Origin of the sequence: Lachnobacterium bovis DSM 14045 (genome assembly GCF_900107245.1) — a bacterium.
Classification (GTDB): Bacteria; Bacillota; Clostridia; order Lachnospirales; family Lachnospiraceae; genus Roseburia; species Roseburia bovis.
Genome location: NZ_FNPG01000026.1, coordinates 28,956 through 46,597 on the forward strand (window position 1 = coordinate 28,956; position 17,642 = coordinate 46,597).

At 30.7% G+C, this 17,642-nt stretch carries 13 protein-coding genes; 11 read left to right on the top strand and 2 right to left on the bottom strand.

Annotation, left to right across the window (positions count from 1 at the left end; genetic code table 11):
* Positions 1-10: 10 nt before the first annotated feature.
* The 10 genes from BLV79_RS10120 to BLV79_RS10165 all read left to right on the top strand — a co-directional run bounded on the left by BLV79_RS10120 (position 11) and on the right by BLV79_RS10165 (position 14,139).
* Positions 11-283 carry an ACT domain-containing protein gene (locus BLV79_RS10120; protein WP_074718649.1) on the top strand — a complete coding sequence of 91 codons (273 nt, stop codon included), beginning with the start codon at positions 11-13 and terminating at the stop codon, positions 281-283.
* 48 nt (positions 284-331) lie between these two features.
* On the top strand, positions 332-1,696 hold the full coding sequence (locus tag BLV79_RS10125) for a PFL family protein (protein ID WP_074718651.1): 1,365 nt from the start codon (positions 332-334) through the stop codon (positions 1,694-1,696).
* A gap of 65 nt (positions 1,697-1,761) precedes the next feature.
* Positions 1,762-3,030: a glycosyltransferase family protein gene (locus BLV79_RS10130; protein ID WP_074718653.1), complete on the top strand. Its 1,269-nt coding sequence runs from the start codon at positions 1,762-1,764 to the stop codon at positions 3,028-3,030.
* Positions 3,031-3,130: 100 nt separating this feature from the next.
* The gene (locus tag BLV79_RS10135; protein ID WP_074718655.1) at positions 3,131-3,844 is read left to right on the top strand and encodes an IMP cyclohydrolase; all 714 of its coding nucleotides are present in this window, start codon (positions 3,131-3,133) and stop codon (positions 3,842-3,844) included.
* Positions 3,845-3,848: 4 nt separating this feature from the next.
* On the top strand, positions 3,849-5,036 hold the full coding sequence (locus BLV79_RS10140; RefSeq protein WP_278320474.1) for a phosphoribosylaminoimidazolecarboxamide formyltransferase: 1,188 nt from the start codon (positions 3,849-3,851) through the stop codon (positions 5,034-5,036).
* Positions 5,037-5,366: 330 nt separating this feature from the next.
* Entirely contained in the window at positions 5,367-9,023 is a 3,657-nt protein-coding gene (locus BLV79_RS10145; protein ID WP_074718659.1) for a PD-(D/E)XK nuclease family protein, read from the top strand.
* Positions 9,023-12,637: a helicase-exonuclease AddAB subunit AddA gene (gene addA / locus BLV79_RS10150; protein ID WP_074718661.1), complete on the top strand. Its 3,615-nt coding sequence runs from the start codon at positions 9,023-9,025 to the stop codon at positions 12,635-12,637. The genes BLV79_RS10145 and addA overlap by 1 nt, the downstream gene beginning before the upstream one ends.
* On the top strand, positions 12,634-13,260 hold the full coding sequence (locus BLV79_RS10155; protein ID WP_074718663.1) for a Maf family protein: 627 nt from the start codon (positions 12,634-12,636) through the stop codon (positions 13,258-13,260). The genes addA and BLV79_RS10155 overlap by 4 nt, the downstream gene beginning before the upstream one ends.
* A gap of 53 nt (positions 13,261-13,313) precedes the next feature.
* Positions 13,314-13,577 (top strand): glyoxalase, encoded by a 264-nt coding sequence (locus BLV79_RS10160; RefSeq protein WP_074718665.1) that lies wholly within the window; start codon positions 13,314-13,316, stop codon positions 13,575-13,577.
* Between the two features lie 28 nt (positions 13,578-13,605).
* Complete coding sequence (locus tag BLV79_RS10165) at positions 13,606-14,139, top strand: phosphatase PAP2 family protein (RefSeq protein WP_074718675.1); 534 nt, start codon at positions 13,606-13,608, stop codon at positions 14,137-14,139.
* Positions 14,140-14,291: 152 nt separating this feature from the next.
* Here the strand turns inward: BLV79_RS10165 and htpG are convergent, their stop codons facing one another.
* A complete protein-coding gene (gene htpG, locus BLV79_RS10170; protein ID WP_074718667.1) occupies positions 14,292-16,370 on the bottom strand; it encodes a molecular chaperone HtpG in 2,079 nt (692 codons plus the stop codon).
* A 425-nt stretch (positions 16,371-16,795) separates the two neighbouring features.
* On the opposite strand from htpG, the gene BLV79_RS10175 reads away from it, so the two are divergent.
* Entirely contained in the window at positions 16,796-17,179 is a 384-nt protein-coding gene (locus BLV79_RS10175; RefSeq protein ID WP_074718677.1) for a thioesterase family protein, read from the top strand.
* 193 nt (positions 17,180-17,372) lie between these two features.
* Here the strand turns inward: BLV79_RS10175 and BLV79_RS10180 are convergent.
* On the bottom strand, positions 17,373-17,642 hold a 270-nt coding region (locus tag BLV79_RS10180; protein ID WP_143470252.1), incomplete at its 5' end, for an IS3 family transposase.

Genomic DNA, 17,642 nt, shown 5'->3' on the forward strand with positions numbered 1-17,642 from the left:
GGAGAGAAAAATGGATAAGAGCATTATTACAGTTGTAGGACAAGACACAGTAGGTATCATTGCTAAGGTCTGTACATATTTAGCAGAAAGTGAAGTAAATGTATTAGATATTTCACAGACAATAGTATCAGGATATTTCAATATGATGATGATTGTTGATATGCAGAATGCTAAAAAAGATTTTGCAGTTATCAATGAAGAAATGGAAAAATTAGGCGAAGAAATTGGAGTCTCTATTAAATGTCAAAGAGAAGAAATTTTCAATAAAATGCATAGAATTTAATTTTTTTTGAGAAAAATGCGATAAATTGTAGATGGAGGACTCTAATTTATGATAAACAGTTTTGAAGTTAAAGAAACAAATGAAATGATCGAAAAAGAAAACCTTGATGTTAGAACTATCACAATGGGTATAAGTCTTTTAGATTGTATTGATTCAGATTTAGATAAATTAAATGAAAATATTTATAATAAGATCACAAGATTAGCTAAAAACCTTGTAAAGGTTGGTAACGATATTGAAAGAAGTTATGGAATTCCAATCGTTAATAAAAGAATTTCAGTTACACCAATTGCTTTAGTTGGAGGATCTGCTTGTAAGACAGTAGAAGATTTTGCTTCTATCGCTAAAACATTAGACCAAGCCGCAAAAGATGTTGGAGTTAACTTAATTGGCGGATATTCTGCTATTGTTTCAAAAGGTATGACACCAGCAGAAGAATTATTAATTAAATCTATTCCTTTAGCATTACATACAACAGAGAGAGTTTGTAGCTCAGTTAATGTAGGTTCTACAAAAGTCGGAATAAATATGGATGCGGTTAAATTATTAGGAAACATTATTCTTGAAGTAGCTAATAATTCTAAGGATAATGATTCAGCTGAATGTATGAAACTCGTTGTATTTTGTAATGCACCAGATGATAATCCTTTCATGGCAGGTGCTTTCCATGGTGTTACTGAAGCTGATGCAATCATTAATGTAGGTGTTAGTGGACCAGGTGTTGTTAAGAAAGCATTAGAGAGCGTTCGTGGAGAAAGCTTCGAAGTACTTTGTGAAACAATCAAGAAAACAGCATTTAAAGTAACAAGAGTAGGACAGTTAGTTGCTAAGGAAGCATCTAAAGCATTAGATATTCCATTTGGTATTGTTGATTTATCACTTGCTCCAACACCAGCTGTTGGTGACAGTGTTGCCGATATATTATGTGAGATTGGTTTAGAATATGCTGGTGCTCCAGGTACAACAGCAGCTCTTGCACTTTTAAATGATCAGGTTAAAAAAGGTGGAATCATGGCTTCATCATATGTTGGTGGATTAAGTGGTGCATTTATTCCAGTTAGTGAAGATCAGGGAATGATCAATGCTGTAGAAGCAGGTGCAATTACTATCGAAAAACTTGAAGCAATGACTTGTGTATGTTCAGTAGGTTTGGACATGATTGCAATCCCAGGAGATACAAAAGCTTCAACAATTTCTGGAATTATTGCCGATGAAATGGCTATTGGTATGATTAATCAAAAGACAACAGCAGCGCGTTTGATTCCAGCAATTGGTAAGAAAGTAGGAGATAAAGTTGAATTTGGTGGTTTATTTGGATATGCTCCAGTAATGCCAGTTAATAATTATTCATGTGAGAATTTTATTAATCGTGGAGGAAGAATTCCTGCTCCAGTTCATAGCTTTAAGAACTAATTTGTTGAATGGTAAAGGACTTCTAATTTGTTTAGGAGTCCTTTTTTTTACAAGGGGGGTAATAAATGAAAAAAATAAAAAAGGCGGTATTATTAAAAGGCGATAAATCAAATTGGGGATATGCGTCTGAAGAGATAGCGCTTGAATTGGAAAAAAGAAAAATAGATACGTATTTTATTGATTATTCTAATATTATTGAAACCATGTCTGGCTTAGATGAATTTATTGATGATGATGATGTAATGCTTATAACGTTCAATTATAGGGGCTTAAATAATGAGATTTTTTTTCAAGATGAAGATGGTATACCAATCTGGAGTAAATATAGATTCAAATATATTAATATAATTACAGATCACCCTAGTTTTTTCCATGATAGATTAAAAAAAGAAAATAAGAAAATGGTTATATATTGCATAGATTATGATTATCTTGAGTATGTAAAACAATATTATCCTAAAAATAAAGCATATTTTTTGCCACTTGCGGGAAACATTAGAATAGACCATAATATGGGATTTCTAGGTGAGGATATTAAAGTAGAAGATGTATCTTATGGAGTAAAATATAGGGATTATGAGAAAATATTAGATTATGGAAGTTATCTTTTGCCAATAAAAGATAGGGAAATGGATGTCACTTTTATTGGAAATTATATTCCGGTGCAGAATTTGCTTAGTAAGATGGATTTTGGAGAAGATTTTAAATTCAATCAGGTAAAACAGATTTTGGTTTTGTTAAGTAAAAATAAAAAAGCTTCATTTGAAGAAATTTTAAGACAGTTTTTAGACGATGAAAAAATAGAGTATTCTGAAGAAGAGTTTCCAGAAAAAGTAGAAGAGTTAAGTACAATTAATCTTTGTTTAAGAACAATTTACAGGGAAAAACTTATTAGAACGATTACAAATGCAGATATAAAGATTCATGTTTTTGGAGATGATTGGGATTCGTTTAAGTGTGATAAACCTTGGAATATTATAAGAAGTGCGGAGAGAATAGAAACGGGAGAAGCAGTAAAAGTAATTCAAAACTCTAAGATTTCGTTAAATTCTATGCCTCTTCTAAAAAATGGTGTTCATGAAAGAGTTTTGACTGCAATGCTTCAAAAAGCAGTTGCACTTACAGATACAAATGAGTATATTGAAGAAAATTTTAACAAGGGAAAAGAGTTGGTAACATATGATTTGACCAAGATTTCTAAGATTCCTAAAAAGATTACAGAATTATTAGACAATGATACTCTTATGCAAAGCATAGCAGATAGAGGCTATATTAGAGCTAGTTCAGATTATATGTGGAAGGATAGAGTGGATGAACTATTAAAACATATATAAGAATATCTAATAAAAAGATTAAAATTAATTATTTTTAATAATCAAAACATCATGTTAGAATAGGGGATGTAAAAGGATAAATGAATGTGAGGTAAATTATATGAAAATCAACTCTCTAAAAGAAGAATTATCTTCAACAACATACCCAGGCAGAGGTATTGTAATTGGTAGAACTAAAGATGGAAAACATGCAGTTACTGCTTACTTTATCATGGGTAGAAGTGAAAATAGTAGAAATCGTGTTTTCGTAGAAGATGGAGAAGGAATAAGAACTCAAGCGTTTGATCCTTCAAAATTAACAGATCCAAGCTTGATTATTTATGCTCCAGTTCGAGTATTAGGAAACAAAACTATTGTGACAAATGGTGATCAGACAGATACTATTTATGAACTTATGGATAAGCAACAGACATTTGAGCAGGCACTTCGCACAAGAGAGTTTGAGCCAGATGCCCCAAACTATACACCTAGAATTTCGGGAATTATGCATATTGAAAATAATGAGTTTAATTATGCAATGTCAATTTTAAAGAGCAACAATGGTAATCCAGAATGTTGCAACAGATACACATTTGCATATAGTAATCCTGTAGCAGGTGAAGGTAGATTTATTCATACTTATATGGGCGATGGAAATCCATTACCAAGTTTTGAAGGTGAACCAACATTAGTTGAAATCGATGGTGATATCGATACATTCACAAAAATGGTATGGGAAAATCTTAATGAAGATAATAAAGTTTCATTGTTTACTAGATTTATAGATATCGAAACAGGAAAATACGAAAGCAGAATTATTAATAAGAATAAATAGGAGATTGGAAGTTATGAAGGAATATGAATTAAAATATGGATGTAATCCAAATCAGAAACCAGCAAGAATCTACATGGAAAATGGAGAACTTCCAATTGAAGTTTTATGTGGTAGAGCAGGTTATATCAACTTTTTAGATGCTTTTAACGGATGGCAGTTAGTAAAAGAAATCAAAAAAGCAACAGGTCTTCCAGCAGCAACATCTTTCAAACATGTTTCACCAGCAGGTGCAGCAGTAGGTCTTCCACTTTCAGATGTTGAAAAGAAGATTTATTGGGTAGATGATATGGATGTTGAGTTTACTCCACTTGCAAATGCTTATATCAGAGCAAGAGGTGCAGACAGAATGTCATCATTTGGTGATTTTATCGCTTTATCTGATGTGTGTGATAAAGAAACAGCATTAGTAATCAAAAGAGAAGTATCTGATGGTGTAATTGCTCCTGGCTTTACAGATGAAGCTTTAGATATTTTAAAATCAAAGAAAAAAGGTAATTATTGTGTAATCAAAATAGATCCCAATTATGAACCTGAAAAAATCGAAAAGAAACAAGTATTTGGTATTACTTTCGAACAAGGAAGAAATGAATTAGATATCAATGATGATTTCTTTAATAACATCGTTACAGAAAACAAAAAGTTAACAGAACAGGCAAAAATCGATTTAGCTATTGCAATGATTACATTAAAATATACACAGTCAAATTCTGTTTGCTATGTAAAAGGCGGACAGGCAATTGGTATCGGTGCTGGACAGCAGTCTAGAATTCACTGTACAAGATTAGCAGGACAAAAGGCAGACAATTGGTGGTTACGTCAGTCTCCTCAAGTTCTTGGTTTACAATTTGTAGATAACATTAAAAGAGCAGATAGAGATAATGCAATCGATTTATATATCGGTGAGGACTATATGGATGTTCTTGCAGATGGTGAATGGGAAAGAATTTTTAAAGTTAAACCAGAAGTATTCACAGCTGCTGAAAAGAGAGCATGGTTAGACAAAAACACAGGAGTTGCATTAGGATCAGATGCATTCTTCCCATTTGGAGATAATATTGAAAGAGCACACAAGAGTGGTGTTACATATGTAGCAGAACCAGGTGGCTCAATTAGAGATGATCATGTTATCGATACATGTAATAAATATAACATGGTTATGAGTTTTACTGGAATACGTTTATTCCATCATTAATTTGCTAGCATCAGTTATTTTGTTATTCTAATATTTTACTAAGGCCCCTAAATTTAGGGGCTTTTTGTTATGTTTATAAGAAATATTTGATTTTTTTTACAATTGATTTATAGATGCTATAGTAAATAATTTTGTATATTGTTTTGTGGAATTATTACTAAATGGGTATAAGAAAAACAATCATTTTTGGATAAACTTCATTGAAATGAGAATAGTGTGATGCTATACTTTAAGTTGTATTAATTAAAACAAATATAGTGTCAATTGTGCTATATAGATAATAAAATAGATAGGTTTGACACTAATAAATAAAAAATGGAGAGAAGGAATATGTCTTTACAATTAGTTGTAGGAAATTCGGGAAGTGGAAAAACAAGTTATATATACAATAAAATTGTTCAGGAAGCAAATGATAATAAAAGAAAAAATTATCTAATCATAGTTCCAGAACAATTTACAATGGTTACACAAAAAGAGATTGTGTCAGCTACAAAGAATAAAGCAATTATGAATATAGATGTTTTAAGTTTTGATCGTCTTGCATACAGAATTTTTGATGAGCTTGGCATGAATAATCTTAGAATTCTTGAGGATACAGGAAAAAGTCTGGTTTTAAGAAAAGTAGCACAAGAAGAAAAGAATAATTTAACAGTTTTTGCTCCAAACATAAACAAAATCGGCTATATAGAAAAAATAAAATCAATTATGTCTGAATTTATGCAGTATCAAGTTACGCCAGAGACTTTAGAAAATTTAATATCAAAAATGGAGAATGAGTCTGTTTTAAAAGCAAAATTATCTGATATTTTGACATTATATAATGGTTTTTATAGATTTTTAGAGGGCAAGTATATCACAACAGAAGATGTGTTATCTAAGTTAATTCTAAATGCTGATAAATCTGATATTTTAAAAAATTCAGAGATTTTTTTAGACGGGTATACTGGTTTTACACCTAGTCAAAATAAATTGATTGGGAAATTACTTAAAATAGTTGATAAAGTAACAGTAACATTTACTCTTGATTCGAAGGAAGATTATTTGAAAACTTCTGGAATACAAGATTTATTTAATATGCCTAAAAAGTCAATTAGCAAGTTATTGAATATGGCAAAAGAAAATGGAATAGAAGTTGAAGAAACTGTAGTTTTAGGTGTTTCAAATGATGGTAAAAACAGATATAAAAATTCAGAAGAGTTAAAGTTTTTAGAAGAAAATTTATTTAGACACCAACCTAAGAAGTTTTGTAATTCAAAAATAGTGACATCAAAAGAACAGGTAAATGAAAATGATAATCAAGAATCAGAGTCATTAAATAATAGCGAGGTTAAAATGTATGTCTGTCAGTCGCCACGTTCTGAACTTGCAAATGCGTGTAGAATCATTAATAAGCTCGTAAGAACACAAGGCTATAGATACCGAGATTTTGCAATTGTAGCAGGTGACGTCGAGGGATACTCAAATTATGTAGATGAGATTTTGGGCAAATATGAAATACCATACTTTATAGATCAAACTAAGAAAATTCTTTTTCAGCCTTTCATAGAGATGATACGAGCTGCTATTGAAATTGTTAGAACTAATTACTCATACGAATCTGTTTTTAGATTTTTAAGATGTGGATTTAGCGATTTATCAATAAAAGAGATAGATGTTCTTGATAATTATGCATTAGCATCAGGAATTAACAGTGGATCAAAATGGAAAAAAAATTGGAGTTATATGCCAAAAAATTCCGTTAATAGTCAAGATAATAAAAATAATCAGAGCAATCCTAGAAATATAAATGATGAAAATCAAAATAAAACCTACTTTAGTTACACTATAGAGGAATTAAATGAAAAAAGAAAATATATTTACAATCTTTTCCTTCCGTTAAGGGAATCTTTTTTGACTAATAACAAAAAAACAATAAAAGAACAATTGACTGAGCTCTTTAGGTTGTTTGAAGTGCTTAACGTTGAAGAAAAATTATCAACAAAAAGTGCTGAATATGAGAAAAATGGTGATTTAGTTAGGGCCAAAGAATACAGCCAAATATATGATATAGTAATTGATTTATTTGAAAAAATAGCAGATTTATTAGGCAATGAGATTGTTACTTCAAAAGAATTTGAAGAATTATTAGATGCTGGTTTTGAATCGGCAAAAGTTGCTACAATTCCTGCAAAAGCGGATGGCGTAATAATCGGTGATATTGAAAGAACTAGATTAAACAATATAAAATGTTTGATTTTTGTTGGTGTAAACGATGGTATTATACCTATTTCAGCATCGTCAGGTGGAATTATTTCGCAATTCGAAAGAAGCGTTTTAGAGGAAGAATTTGAGATGGAACTTGCACCGAATACAAGGGATCAGTTTTTTATACAAAAGTATTATCTATATTTGAATATAACAAAACCAACAGATAAGCTTTTTATTTCTTATCATACGCATGATAGTGAAACAAATCCATCGAGACCTTCATATTTTATATCTACAATCAAAAAAATGTTTCCTGATTTAGTGGATATAAAGATGACAGACAACAGTATTAGCAGAGAGTTTTCAACGATGAAAACTGCAATTAATTATTTAGTTCATAATCAGGATTATGAAGATCCTACATGGCTTTCACTTTGTAAAGTTTTATCAGAAAGAGATTCTGATGCTATGGAGAGTTTTTATAGAGCAAAGTTTTATAGATATTTCAACGAACCAATAAGTAAGATTGTTGCCCAAGAGCTGTATGGAAAGAAAATAAATATGTCGGTTACACGCTTAGAAAACTTCGTGACGTGTGCATATAGTCATTTTTTGAAATATGGATTACTTTTAAAAGAACGTGAACAAGCAGAATTTCGTTCGCTTGATATAGGAAACATTTATCATGCCGCGTTAAAAATATACGGAGATTTAGTAAAAAAAGCTAACAAACAATGGCGTGATATTTCGGACGAATTGCGTGATGAATGGTCTGATTATTCACTCGATCAAGCCGTATTAGAGTATGATGATATTGGAATATATGATTCGGCTACAAATCAACACGTTATTAAGAGAATGAAGAATGTGTTGCGTCAAACAATTTGGGCATTATCATTTCAGATAAAAAAAGGAAAATTCGAACCAGAAGAATTAGAATTTTCATTTAATCAGACAAATGATATTGATGCGATTAAATTTGCTTTAAATGAAGAAAAGAGAATTAATCTTCAGGGAAAAATTGATAGAATAGATGTTGCAAAAGATGATAATAAGATTTATGTTAAAGTAATTGATTATAAATCGGGTAACATGAAATTTGATTTGGTTAAAATTTATGAAGGATTGCAGTTGCAATTAGTTGTTTATCTTAGTGCAGCTATGGAAATTAAGAAAAATTCTGATGAGTACAAGAATTTTAATGTTATTCCAGGCGGAATTTTGTATTATAAAATAGATGATCCTGTTATTGATGCGGATGATAAAGCTTTTAAAGATAAATCAGACATTAATGTACAGGAAAAAATTGAAAATGATATTCTAAAAAAGTTAAAACCCGACGGTTTATTAAATCAAGACAAGGATGTGATTGAAGCATTTGATAAAGAATCATTTACTTCTGCTTCAGGTTCCTATACTTCAAATGTAGCTCCATTTGGATTAAAAAAGGATGGCAACTTTACAAAGAATGGTAGTAATGTTACATCACAAGAAAATATGGAGTTGATTTGTGAATATGTCAAAAAATTTATCCAAAGTAATGGTAAAAGAATTATAAATGGAGACATAGAAGTTAAGCCAATCGAAGAAGGACAGAAAACATTGAGTTGTACGTTTTGCCCATTTATATCAATCTGCGGATATGATAAATCGATACTTGGATATGAGACAAGGTCTTTAGTTAAGATTGATCCGGAAGAGGTTTATGAAAAAATGAAGACAGATATTGCAAAAATTGAGTATGAAGAACGTCTAGAAAACGAAAGCAATACAAATGAGCAGAAAGAAGGTGACATCTAGTGGGTGATGTAAAATGGACAGAAGATCAGCAAAAGGTTATAAACTATAGAAACAGAGATATATTAGTTTCGGCGGCTGCTGGATCCGGAAAAACTGCAGTTTTAGTTGAAAGAATTATAAAAATCATAACAGATAAAGAAAATCCGGTAGATATAGATAAATTGTTGGTTGTTACTTTTACTAAAGCAGCAGCAGCAGAGATGCGTGAGAGGATAAGTAACGCAATCGATCAGCAATATGAAGCAGATCCAGACAATCTTAATTTGGAAAAACAATTGACTTTGGTACATAATGCCAACATCACAACAATAGATAGTTTTTGTAATAGTATCGTAAGAAACCATTTTGGGGAGATTAATTTAGAGCCTAATTTTAGGATAGCAGATCAGGGCGAATTAAAGCTAATACAGCAAGATGTCATCAGTAACGTTTTTGAAAGATATTATGAAGAAAAAGATTTTGGCTTTTTGAATCTTGTTGATACATATTCGAATGGAAATAAAGATAATAACATAAGAGATATGATTTTAAAAATAGCCAATGAGTCTGAGAGTAACCCTTGGCCTAGAGAATGGCTTTTATCATTAAAAGAAGAATATGAAGAAAAGAAAATAGAAAACCTTAGAAAAGCTGATTTTTTAGATAATGTTATAAAGGATACTAAATATTTTCTAAATGAAAAATTTGCTTTATTAAGTGAGATGATAGAGCAAGTTAAGAATAAAGAAAATCTTGAAAAAGTCGTTGATAATTTAGAAAACTATGCCAATCAGATTGAAGAATGTCTCAGCATAAGTGATTATGAAGAGATGAAAAATGCATTATCAGGAATTAAAGCAGCTAAATGGCCAACGATTAAAAATGCTGCAGAAAAAGAATTAGTAGCTAAAGTAAAAGATAAAAGAGATGGCATTAAAAAGGAAATTGATAATATTAAAAAGAACTATGCTATGTCTATAGACGATATAGTTGAACAAATGCATTTATTAGCACCTTTTGTTAATACAATTGTAGATGTAACACTCAGATTCATGGATGAATATGAAAAAAATAAAAGAGATAAACATGTTGCAAGTTTTAGTGATATAGAACATTTTGCACTTAGAATATTAGTTGATTCTGAGACGAAGGAAATAACTGATGTTGCTAAACAGTATCAGACTAATATTCATGAAATCATGATAGATGAATATCAAGATAGTAATGATCTTCAAGAGGCTATTTTGACTGCAATTTCAAAAAAATCGGAAGGTGGTCATAATTTATTCATGGTAGGAGATATTAAGCAAAGTATATATAGATTTCGCCAGGCCAAACCAGAACTTTTTATGGAAAAATATAACCGTTTCGATGTTGTTGAAGAGTCAAAAGAACAAAGAATAGATTTAGCAATGAACTTTAGAAGTAGAATTGAAGTTGTAAATTTTGTTAATGACGTATTCAAAAAAATAATGAATGATGATTTAGGAAATGTCACCTACGATAAGGATGCTTATTTATATTGTGGCGCTTCTTATGTTGAAAGCAGCGGAAATGATACTGAAATTCTTCTTTTTGAGAACACAAATAAAGAAAATAATGATACGTCAAGTGTTTTAGAAGCTAAGATGATTGCTAATAGAATAAAAAGACTAATTGAAGAACATAAAGTTGTAGATAAGGCAACAAAACAACTTAGGGAAACCAGATATTCAGATATTGTAATTTTATTGAGAAGTACAACTGTAGGAAAAGACTTTTTAAAGGTTCTTTTAGACAATGGAATACCAACAACGGTTCAGTCTCAAACAGGCTATTTTTCATCAAAAGAAGTACAAACTATGCTTGCATTTTTGATGATTTTAGACAATCCGTACCAAGATATTCCACTTGTTACAGTTTTAAAATCTGAATTTGCAAATATTTGTGATGATGAATTGGCAGAACTTAGAATAAGCGCGAAAAAGACCCAGTTTTCATATTTAGTAGTTGAGTATTGTGAAAATCTAATCCAAAAAGCCGAAGAAGGTGAAGTATTTGAAAAAGAGACATTAGACTATAAATTGTTTAATTTTTGGAAAAAATATAAAAAAATGCGTAGGCATGTAGTAGATACTTCAACTCATGAATTGATTCAGATGGTTTATGATGAATTCAATTATCTTAATTACACAGCAGCTATGCCAGCGGGCGATAGAAGAGAAGCAAATTTAAAAATGCTTTTAGAAAAAGCTATTGCCTATGAGAACACAAGTTATAAAGGTGTATTCCATTTTGTTAGATATATTCAGCAATTAAAAAAATACGAGATAGATTTTGGAGAAGCTGATGTTTCTAGCGAGGATGCAAATGAAGTAAAAATAATGACAATACATAAGAGTAAAGGATTAGAATTCCCTATTGTTTTTGTGTCAAATATCAATAAGAGATTCAATGAAGCAGATACTAGGGCGCTATGCGTTTTAGATCAGACTCTAGGTTTGGGTATTGATGAAAGAGGCTTAAATCCAAGGTATAAGAAGAGTTCATTTAGAAAAAAAACGATTATTGATAAAATAAGAAAAGATAATTTAGGAGAAGAACTAAGAATTCTTTATGTTGCATTAACAAGAGCTAAGGAAAAATTGATTTTAACGGGGTGTATAGGTAAAGAGCCAGAAGAATTTATGAGTTCTTATGTCGGAAATGCAAAAGAGGGGCATTTTATAGACTATAGTCAGCGTTATAAAGCAAATTGTTATTTAGATTGGATTATGCCTGCCATTCTATCATATAAGGCGGAAGAAAAATATGATGTAACATTTGTTAATCAAGAAAATCTTGTTACAGAAACAGTTGTTGAAATTGCAGAAAACAAGTTAGACGAGATGACTCTTAGAAGTAAAATAAAAGAGTTTGCGCCTGAGGACAGTTCGAGTATTGAGCAAAGAGTGGATTTTGATTATCCTTTTAAAGAGGATATTGATAAAAAGATTAAGTATTCTGTTTCTGAAATAAAAAAACGTGCTATGGTCGAAGCATATGAAAATGAATTAGGTGAGGAAACTCCACTTATAGATTCGTTAAAAAATCAGATGCCTGATTCAAAAAGAGTACCAACTTTTGTTGAGCAGCATGAAGAAGTTGAAAACAAAGGCGCAAAAAGAGGAACAGCTGTACATAGATTGTTACAATGTATAATATTTAAGGAATTGCTAGCACTTGAAGATTATTCATATAAAACAATAGAACAATTTGTAAAAGTTCAGATTAGACGAATATTTGATAAAAAATTAATGACAAAAGATGAAATTGATTTGATATACATGCCGGCAATTTATAAGTTTTTGTGCAGTGAAACAGCATTAAGAATGGCAAAGGCAGATAAAGAAGAAAATCTATTTTGCGAAAAGCCATTTGTTATATTGTATGAAGAAGCTTTAGTTCAAGGTATTATTGATGTTTTTTGGATAGAAGATGGAAAAATTGTTCTTCTTGACTATAAAACAGATAAAGTATCAAATGAAGACGAATTAATTAAACGCTATAAGAAGCAGTTAGAATTATATGAAATTGCATTAAATCGAGTTTTTAATGTAAAAAATGCAGAAAGGTTGATCTATTCATTTAGTTTAGATAAGGTTATTAAGTTATGAGTCAAATAGTTTTAGCTTCGAATTCTCCAAGAAGACGACAGCTTTTAGAACAGATTGGAATTGAATTTGAAGTTTGCCCAGCAAGAGGAGAAGAAATTATTACGAAAGAATCTCCAGATGAAGTGGTAATGGAATTAGCCCAACAGAAGGCATTAGAAGTTGCGTCAATGCTTAATGAGTATAATTTTTCACATGCTGAGCTAACAACACCGCAGGATATTCTAGTGATTGGTGCGGACACAGTAGTTGCTTTTGATGGAAGAATTCTAGGAAAACCAAAAGACGAGCAAGATGCAAAAAATACTTTAAAATTGCTTCAGGGTAATACAAATTCGGTTTATACAGGAGTAAGTCTTGTTTTTATAGATAAAAATGGTAGAGCAGGAGTACATAATTTTTTTGAAAAAACAGATGTTACTATGTGTGAAATGTCCGAAAAAGAAATAGAAAGATATGTTGCGACTGGTGAGCCAATGGACAAGGCGGGAAGCTATGGAATTCAAGGAAAATGTGCCATCTATATAGAAAAAATAAATGGTGATTATAATAACGTGGTAGGTCTTCCAATAAGTAAATTATATCAGGAGTTAAAAAGTGTTGGAATTGACTTATATTTGTGGTAGAATATCATGGTGCTTCTATGCAACAAATAAAAGCTTACGGAGGAATCTTTAACATGAACGAGTATGATGAATTAGTATTAGAAACATTTTTAGAAAAACAGGGACAATTATTTTCAGAAAATGTCGCTGACACATTAGAGGAGGCTGAGGCATTTTTAGAAGATTGTATGGCAATCGTTTGTGCTAATTTCAAGGAAGTAAAACAATACTTTAATGAGGCTGGAACTGATATTTCTGGAATGACAGATGAAGATATTAAAGAGGCAAGTGAAGTGTTTGAACTCCCAGATGGAAGATTTTTAATAGTAGAAGGATAGCTTTTTGATAGGTGGTGAACGCAAGACAATGAATTGGGAGTTTGATATTTTATATTCTTTGCAGAATATTCATAATTCAGTTCTTGACAAGATAATGATTATTGTTTCAAAGATGGGCAATGCGGGCATGTTTTGGATAGGACTTGCATGTGTTTTGTTAATAAGTAAGAAAACAAGAAAATGTGGAATACAAATGCTCGTGGCAATGGTCATAGCGCTAATTATTGGAAATGGCATAATTAAGAATAGTGTAAGACGAATGAGACCATGTTGGATTGATGATTCAGTGAAATTATTAATTAAGAATCCTAAGGATTTTTCTTTTCCATCAGGTCATAGTTTAAATGGAATGGTATCAGCTGTTACGATATATCTTAATAATAAGAAATATGGTTTAGTCGCTATTGCATTTGCGCTTTTAATTGCATTTTCAAGATTATATAATTTCGTGCATTTTCCAACGGACGTTTTATGCGGATTGTTATTAGGAATAATAATTGCAATTATAACGAATGAATATTTTAAAAGAAGTAAAAAAAATCCATTTAGAAAATTATATTAGAATAGCTAAATGATATTAAAAAACCAATAAAGTAAAAAAGACCGTAGACAACAGCTAATTTTAAATAGACTAGCTAGAGCCCACGGTCTTTATTTTTTAAAAGTTAATTGATTTTTATGTATTCATTTTATTGCATAATTAAAATATATTATTTATTTATGCATGTTTTTTAACATAATATCATTGCTACGTTTAATGAATTTAGACATATCATCTACGCTAAGTGGAGCATTAGTGATTCTAGCTAAATCATAAATCTGCTCAACGTACATAGAAATATCATCCGCATCCTTGTTCTCAAAAAGGTATTTAACAAGTTCATTATTAGCATTAAGTGTTAATGTTTCATCAGCGGCAAACATATTTGGATCCATTCCACCCATTCCGTTTGCGGCATAAATCTTAAACATATCCTGCATTCTTCTACCTTGTTCAGAAAGAGTAAGGATAGAAGCAAGTTCATCATTCTTTAGACTTTCAACTTTAATAGTTAATTTATCTTTGTTTAATACTTTCTTGAATAATTCGCTTAAAGCAGTAGTTTCATCAGCTAAATCGGCGTCATCATTCTTTAATGTATCAGTTAAATCAGCATCGATTCTCATGAACTTGTAGTCAGAATTACGTTGTTCAAGTTGAGTAATAAATGATGTATCAATTGTGCTATTTAAAATAACGGCATTCATTTCCTGTTCTTTAAATAAGTTAATGTATTGACCTTGTTGATTTAAATCAGTTACATAGTAGATAGTTGTACGTTTGTCTTCTTGTTGAGCATTGTTACTATTTGCATTATCGGCGTTTTCGCTTTCTGCATTGTTCTCTGTTTTTTCATCATCAGCTTTCTCAACAGGTTTAAGCAATTCTGGTAATGTTTGATATTTTTCATAAATATCTTTGAATAAGATGTAATCATTCATCTTGTCACAGAATTTAGTATCTTTTAAGCAACCATATTTAATGAATGGGCTGATATCATCCCAGTATTTTTCGTAGTTTTCTTTATCTGTTTTGCATAGACCAGATAATTTATCAGCTACTTTCTTAGTGATATAATCTGAAATCTTTTTAACAAATCCATCATTTTGTAAAGCAGAACGTGAAACGTTAAGTGGTAAATCAGGACAATCAATTACACCTTTTAATAACATTAAGAACTCAGGAATAACTTCTTTGATGTTATCAGCGATGAATACCTGGTTGTTATATAGTTTAATTGTTCCTTCAATTGATTCATATTCTGTATTGATTTTTGGGAAATATAGGATACCTTTTAAATTGAAAGGATAATCCATATTTAAATGAATCCAAAATAGTGGTTCTTTATAATCGTTAAATACTTTACGGTAAAAATCAATATACTCTTCATCTGTACAATCTTTTGGAGTTTTAGCCCAAAGAGGGTGAATGTCATTGATTGGTACGGGACGTTTTTTGATTTTTAGTTTATCTGTAGCAGGAGAAACCTCTACGATTTCCTTTTCGCCTTTATCATTTGTTTTTTCTTCTGTTTTAGCATCTTCGTGAATTTCTTCAATAACAGTATCTGTATCAAGTTTGTCTTCTTTTTTGATGATTTCATATTCATCAGCTGCAGTTACATTCTTAACGTAGATTTCTGTAGGCATGAATGAACAGTATTTAGAAATTACTTCACGCGCTTTGTATTCGTTAACAAATTCAAGACAATCTTCGTTCATATATAATGTAATTTCTGTACCAACAGTGTCTTTAGTACCATCTGTCATATCAAATTCAGTACCACCATCACAGCTCCAATGTACCGGAGTAGCACCTTCAGTAAATGATAAAGTATCAATTGTTACTTCATCAGCAACCATGAATGCTGAATAAAAACCTAAACCAAAGTGTCCAATGATTTGATCATCGCTTGATTTGTCTTTGTATTTTTCAATAAAATCAGTAGCACCAGAAAAAGCTACCTTATTAATATATTCCTCAACTTCGTCAGCTGTCATACCAAGACCATTATCGATGAATTTTAATGTTTTTTCTTCTGGGTTAAGCAAAACCTGAATCTGTGGTTTGTAATCAGCTGGTAAAGAATACTCACCCATCATATCTAATTTTTTAAGTTTAGTAATGGCATCACAACCATTTGAAATTAATTCACGGTAAAAAATATCGTGGTCAGAATATAACCATTTTTTAATGATAGGAAATAGGTTATCACTATCAATAGATAAATTTCCATGTTTATTGTTACTCATAAATATCGACTCCTTTATCAAAAATATATTAATTGCGTTTAATTATTCTTGCTTATACATTAAGATGATAAAACTAAAAAAACAAAAAGTCAATAGAAAATTAGCACTCTTTTTAAATGAGTGCTAACAAAATATGCATAAATGAATAATTATGTGCATAAATATTATTTTCTTATGTATAAAATGAATATTATACTTGATTTTTTGCATATTTATGATATAATATTCATTGTAAACAAATAAATATACATTTTTTTGTAGGAATTAGAAATGTATGCATTTATGAGTTTATTTTTTAGTTTACATTACAAGCAGAATTAATTAATATGAAAGTAGAGGCCAATCTTTCATATTAATATAGTTTAGGAAGATTTGTGGAAGAAGAATATGGAAGAGAGTTTTTTGTTATATTAGGAGGAGTTATTATGTTAAATATAGGATTAATAGGCGAATCAGAAGTTGTTGTAACAAAAGATAATACTGCTAAAGCTTTAAAAAGTGGTGAATTAGAAGTTTTTGCTACTCCAGCGATGATCGCATTGATGGAAGAATCTGCTTGTAATTGTATTGCTGGACACTTAGAGAAAGGACAAAGTAGTGTTGGTACGAACCTTAACATTGCTCATGTCTCTCCAAGTCCAGTTGGAATGAAGGTGACTTGCACAGCTACGTTAATAGCAATCGATAATCGTGCTCTTAAATTTGAAATTGAAGCTCGTGACGAGAAAGGAATTATCGGTAAAGGAAGTCATTCACGTTTTATTGTCGATAAAATAAAATTTCAAAACAAAGCTGACAGTAAAATATGATTAAAAATGTAAAGGAGAAAAAATGAAAAAGAAAACTACGATTAAATCAATTATCATAGCAGTAATTGTAGTAGCTGTTGCTTGTGCTGGATTTTTTGTATATAAAAACAGTCAGACAAAAGAAGCAGTTAAAATGAGGTGACCCCTCAAAGTTAGACTTTTTTACGAGACGACTTCGGTCGTCTCGTTTTCTTTATGCAGCTAAAAGATGGTGCCTGTATTGAACAGGACTCATCCATCCTAACTTTTCTTTTATTCTCTCTTCATTGTAATACTTTATAAACCGTTCTATTTCCGATTTTAATTCCTCATAACTATAGTAAACAACACCATAGTATATCTCTTGCTTAAGTAAACCAAAGAAATTCTCCATTATCGAATTATCAAGGCAGTTCCCTTTCCTGGACATACTTTGAAATATTCGTTCTTCTTTTAGTCTATGCGAGTATGCTTTCATCTGATA

Bases quoted from the DNA above. Each gene is read 5' to 3' on its own strand.
- BLV79_RS10120 (WP_074718649.1), top strand. From the start codon at position 11: ATGGATAAGAGCATTATTACAGTTGTAGGACAAGACACAGTAGGTATC.
- BLV79_RS10125 (WP_074718651.1), top strand. From the start codon at position 332: ATGATAAACAGTTTTGAAGTTAAAGAAACAAATGAAATGATCGAAAAA.
- BLV79_RS10130 (WP_074718653.1), top strand. From the start codon at position 1,762: ATGAAAAAAATAAAAAAGGCGGTATTATTAAAAGGCGATAAATCAAAT.
- BLV79_RS10135 (WP_074718655.1), top strand. From the start codon at position 3,131: ATGAAAATCAACTCTCTAAAAGAAGAATTATCTTCAACAACATACCCA.
- BLV79_RS10145 (WP_074718659.1), top strand. From the start codon at position 5,367: ATGTCTTTACAATTAGTTGTAGGAAATTCGGGAAGTGGAAAAACAAGT.
- BLV79_RS10155 (WP_074718663.1), top strand. From the start codon at position 12,634: ATGAGTCAAATAGTTTTAGCTTCGAATTCTCCAAGAAGACGACAGCTT.
- BLV79_RS10160 (WP_074718665.1), top strand. From the start codon at position 13,314: ATGAACGAGTATGATGAATTAGTATTAGAAACATTTTTAGAAAAACAG.
- BLV79_RS10165 (WP_074718675.1), top strand. From the start codon at position 13,606: ATGAATTGGGAGTTTGATATTTTATATTCTTTGCAGAATATTCATAAT.
- htpG (WP_074718667.1), bottom strand. From the start codon at position 16,370: ATGAGTAACAATAAACATGGAAATTTATCTATTGATAGTGATAACCTA.
- BLV79_RS10175 (WP_074718677.1), top strand. From the start codon at position 16,796: ATGTTAAATATAGGATTAATAGGCGAATCAGAAGTTGTTGTAACAAAA.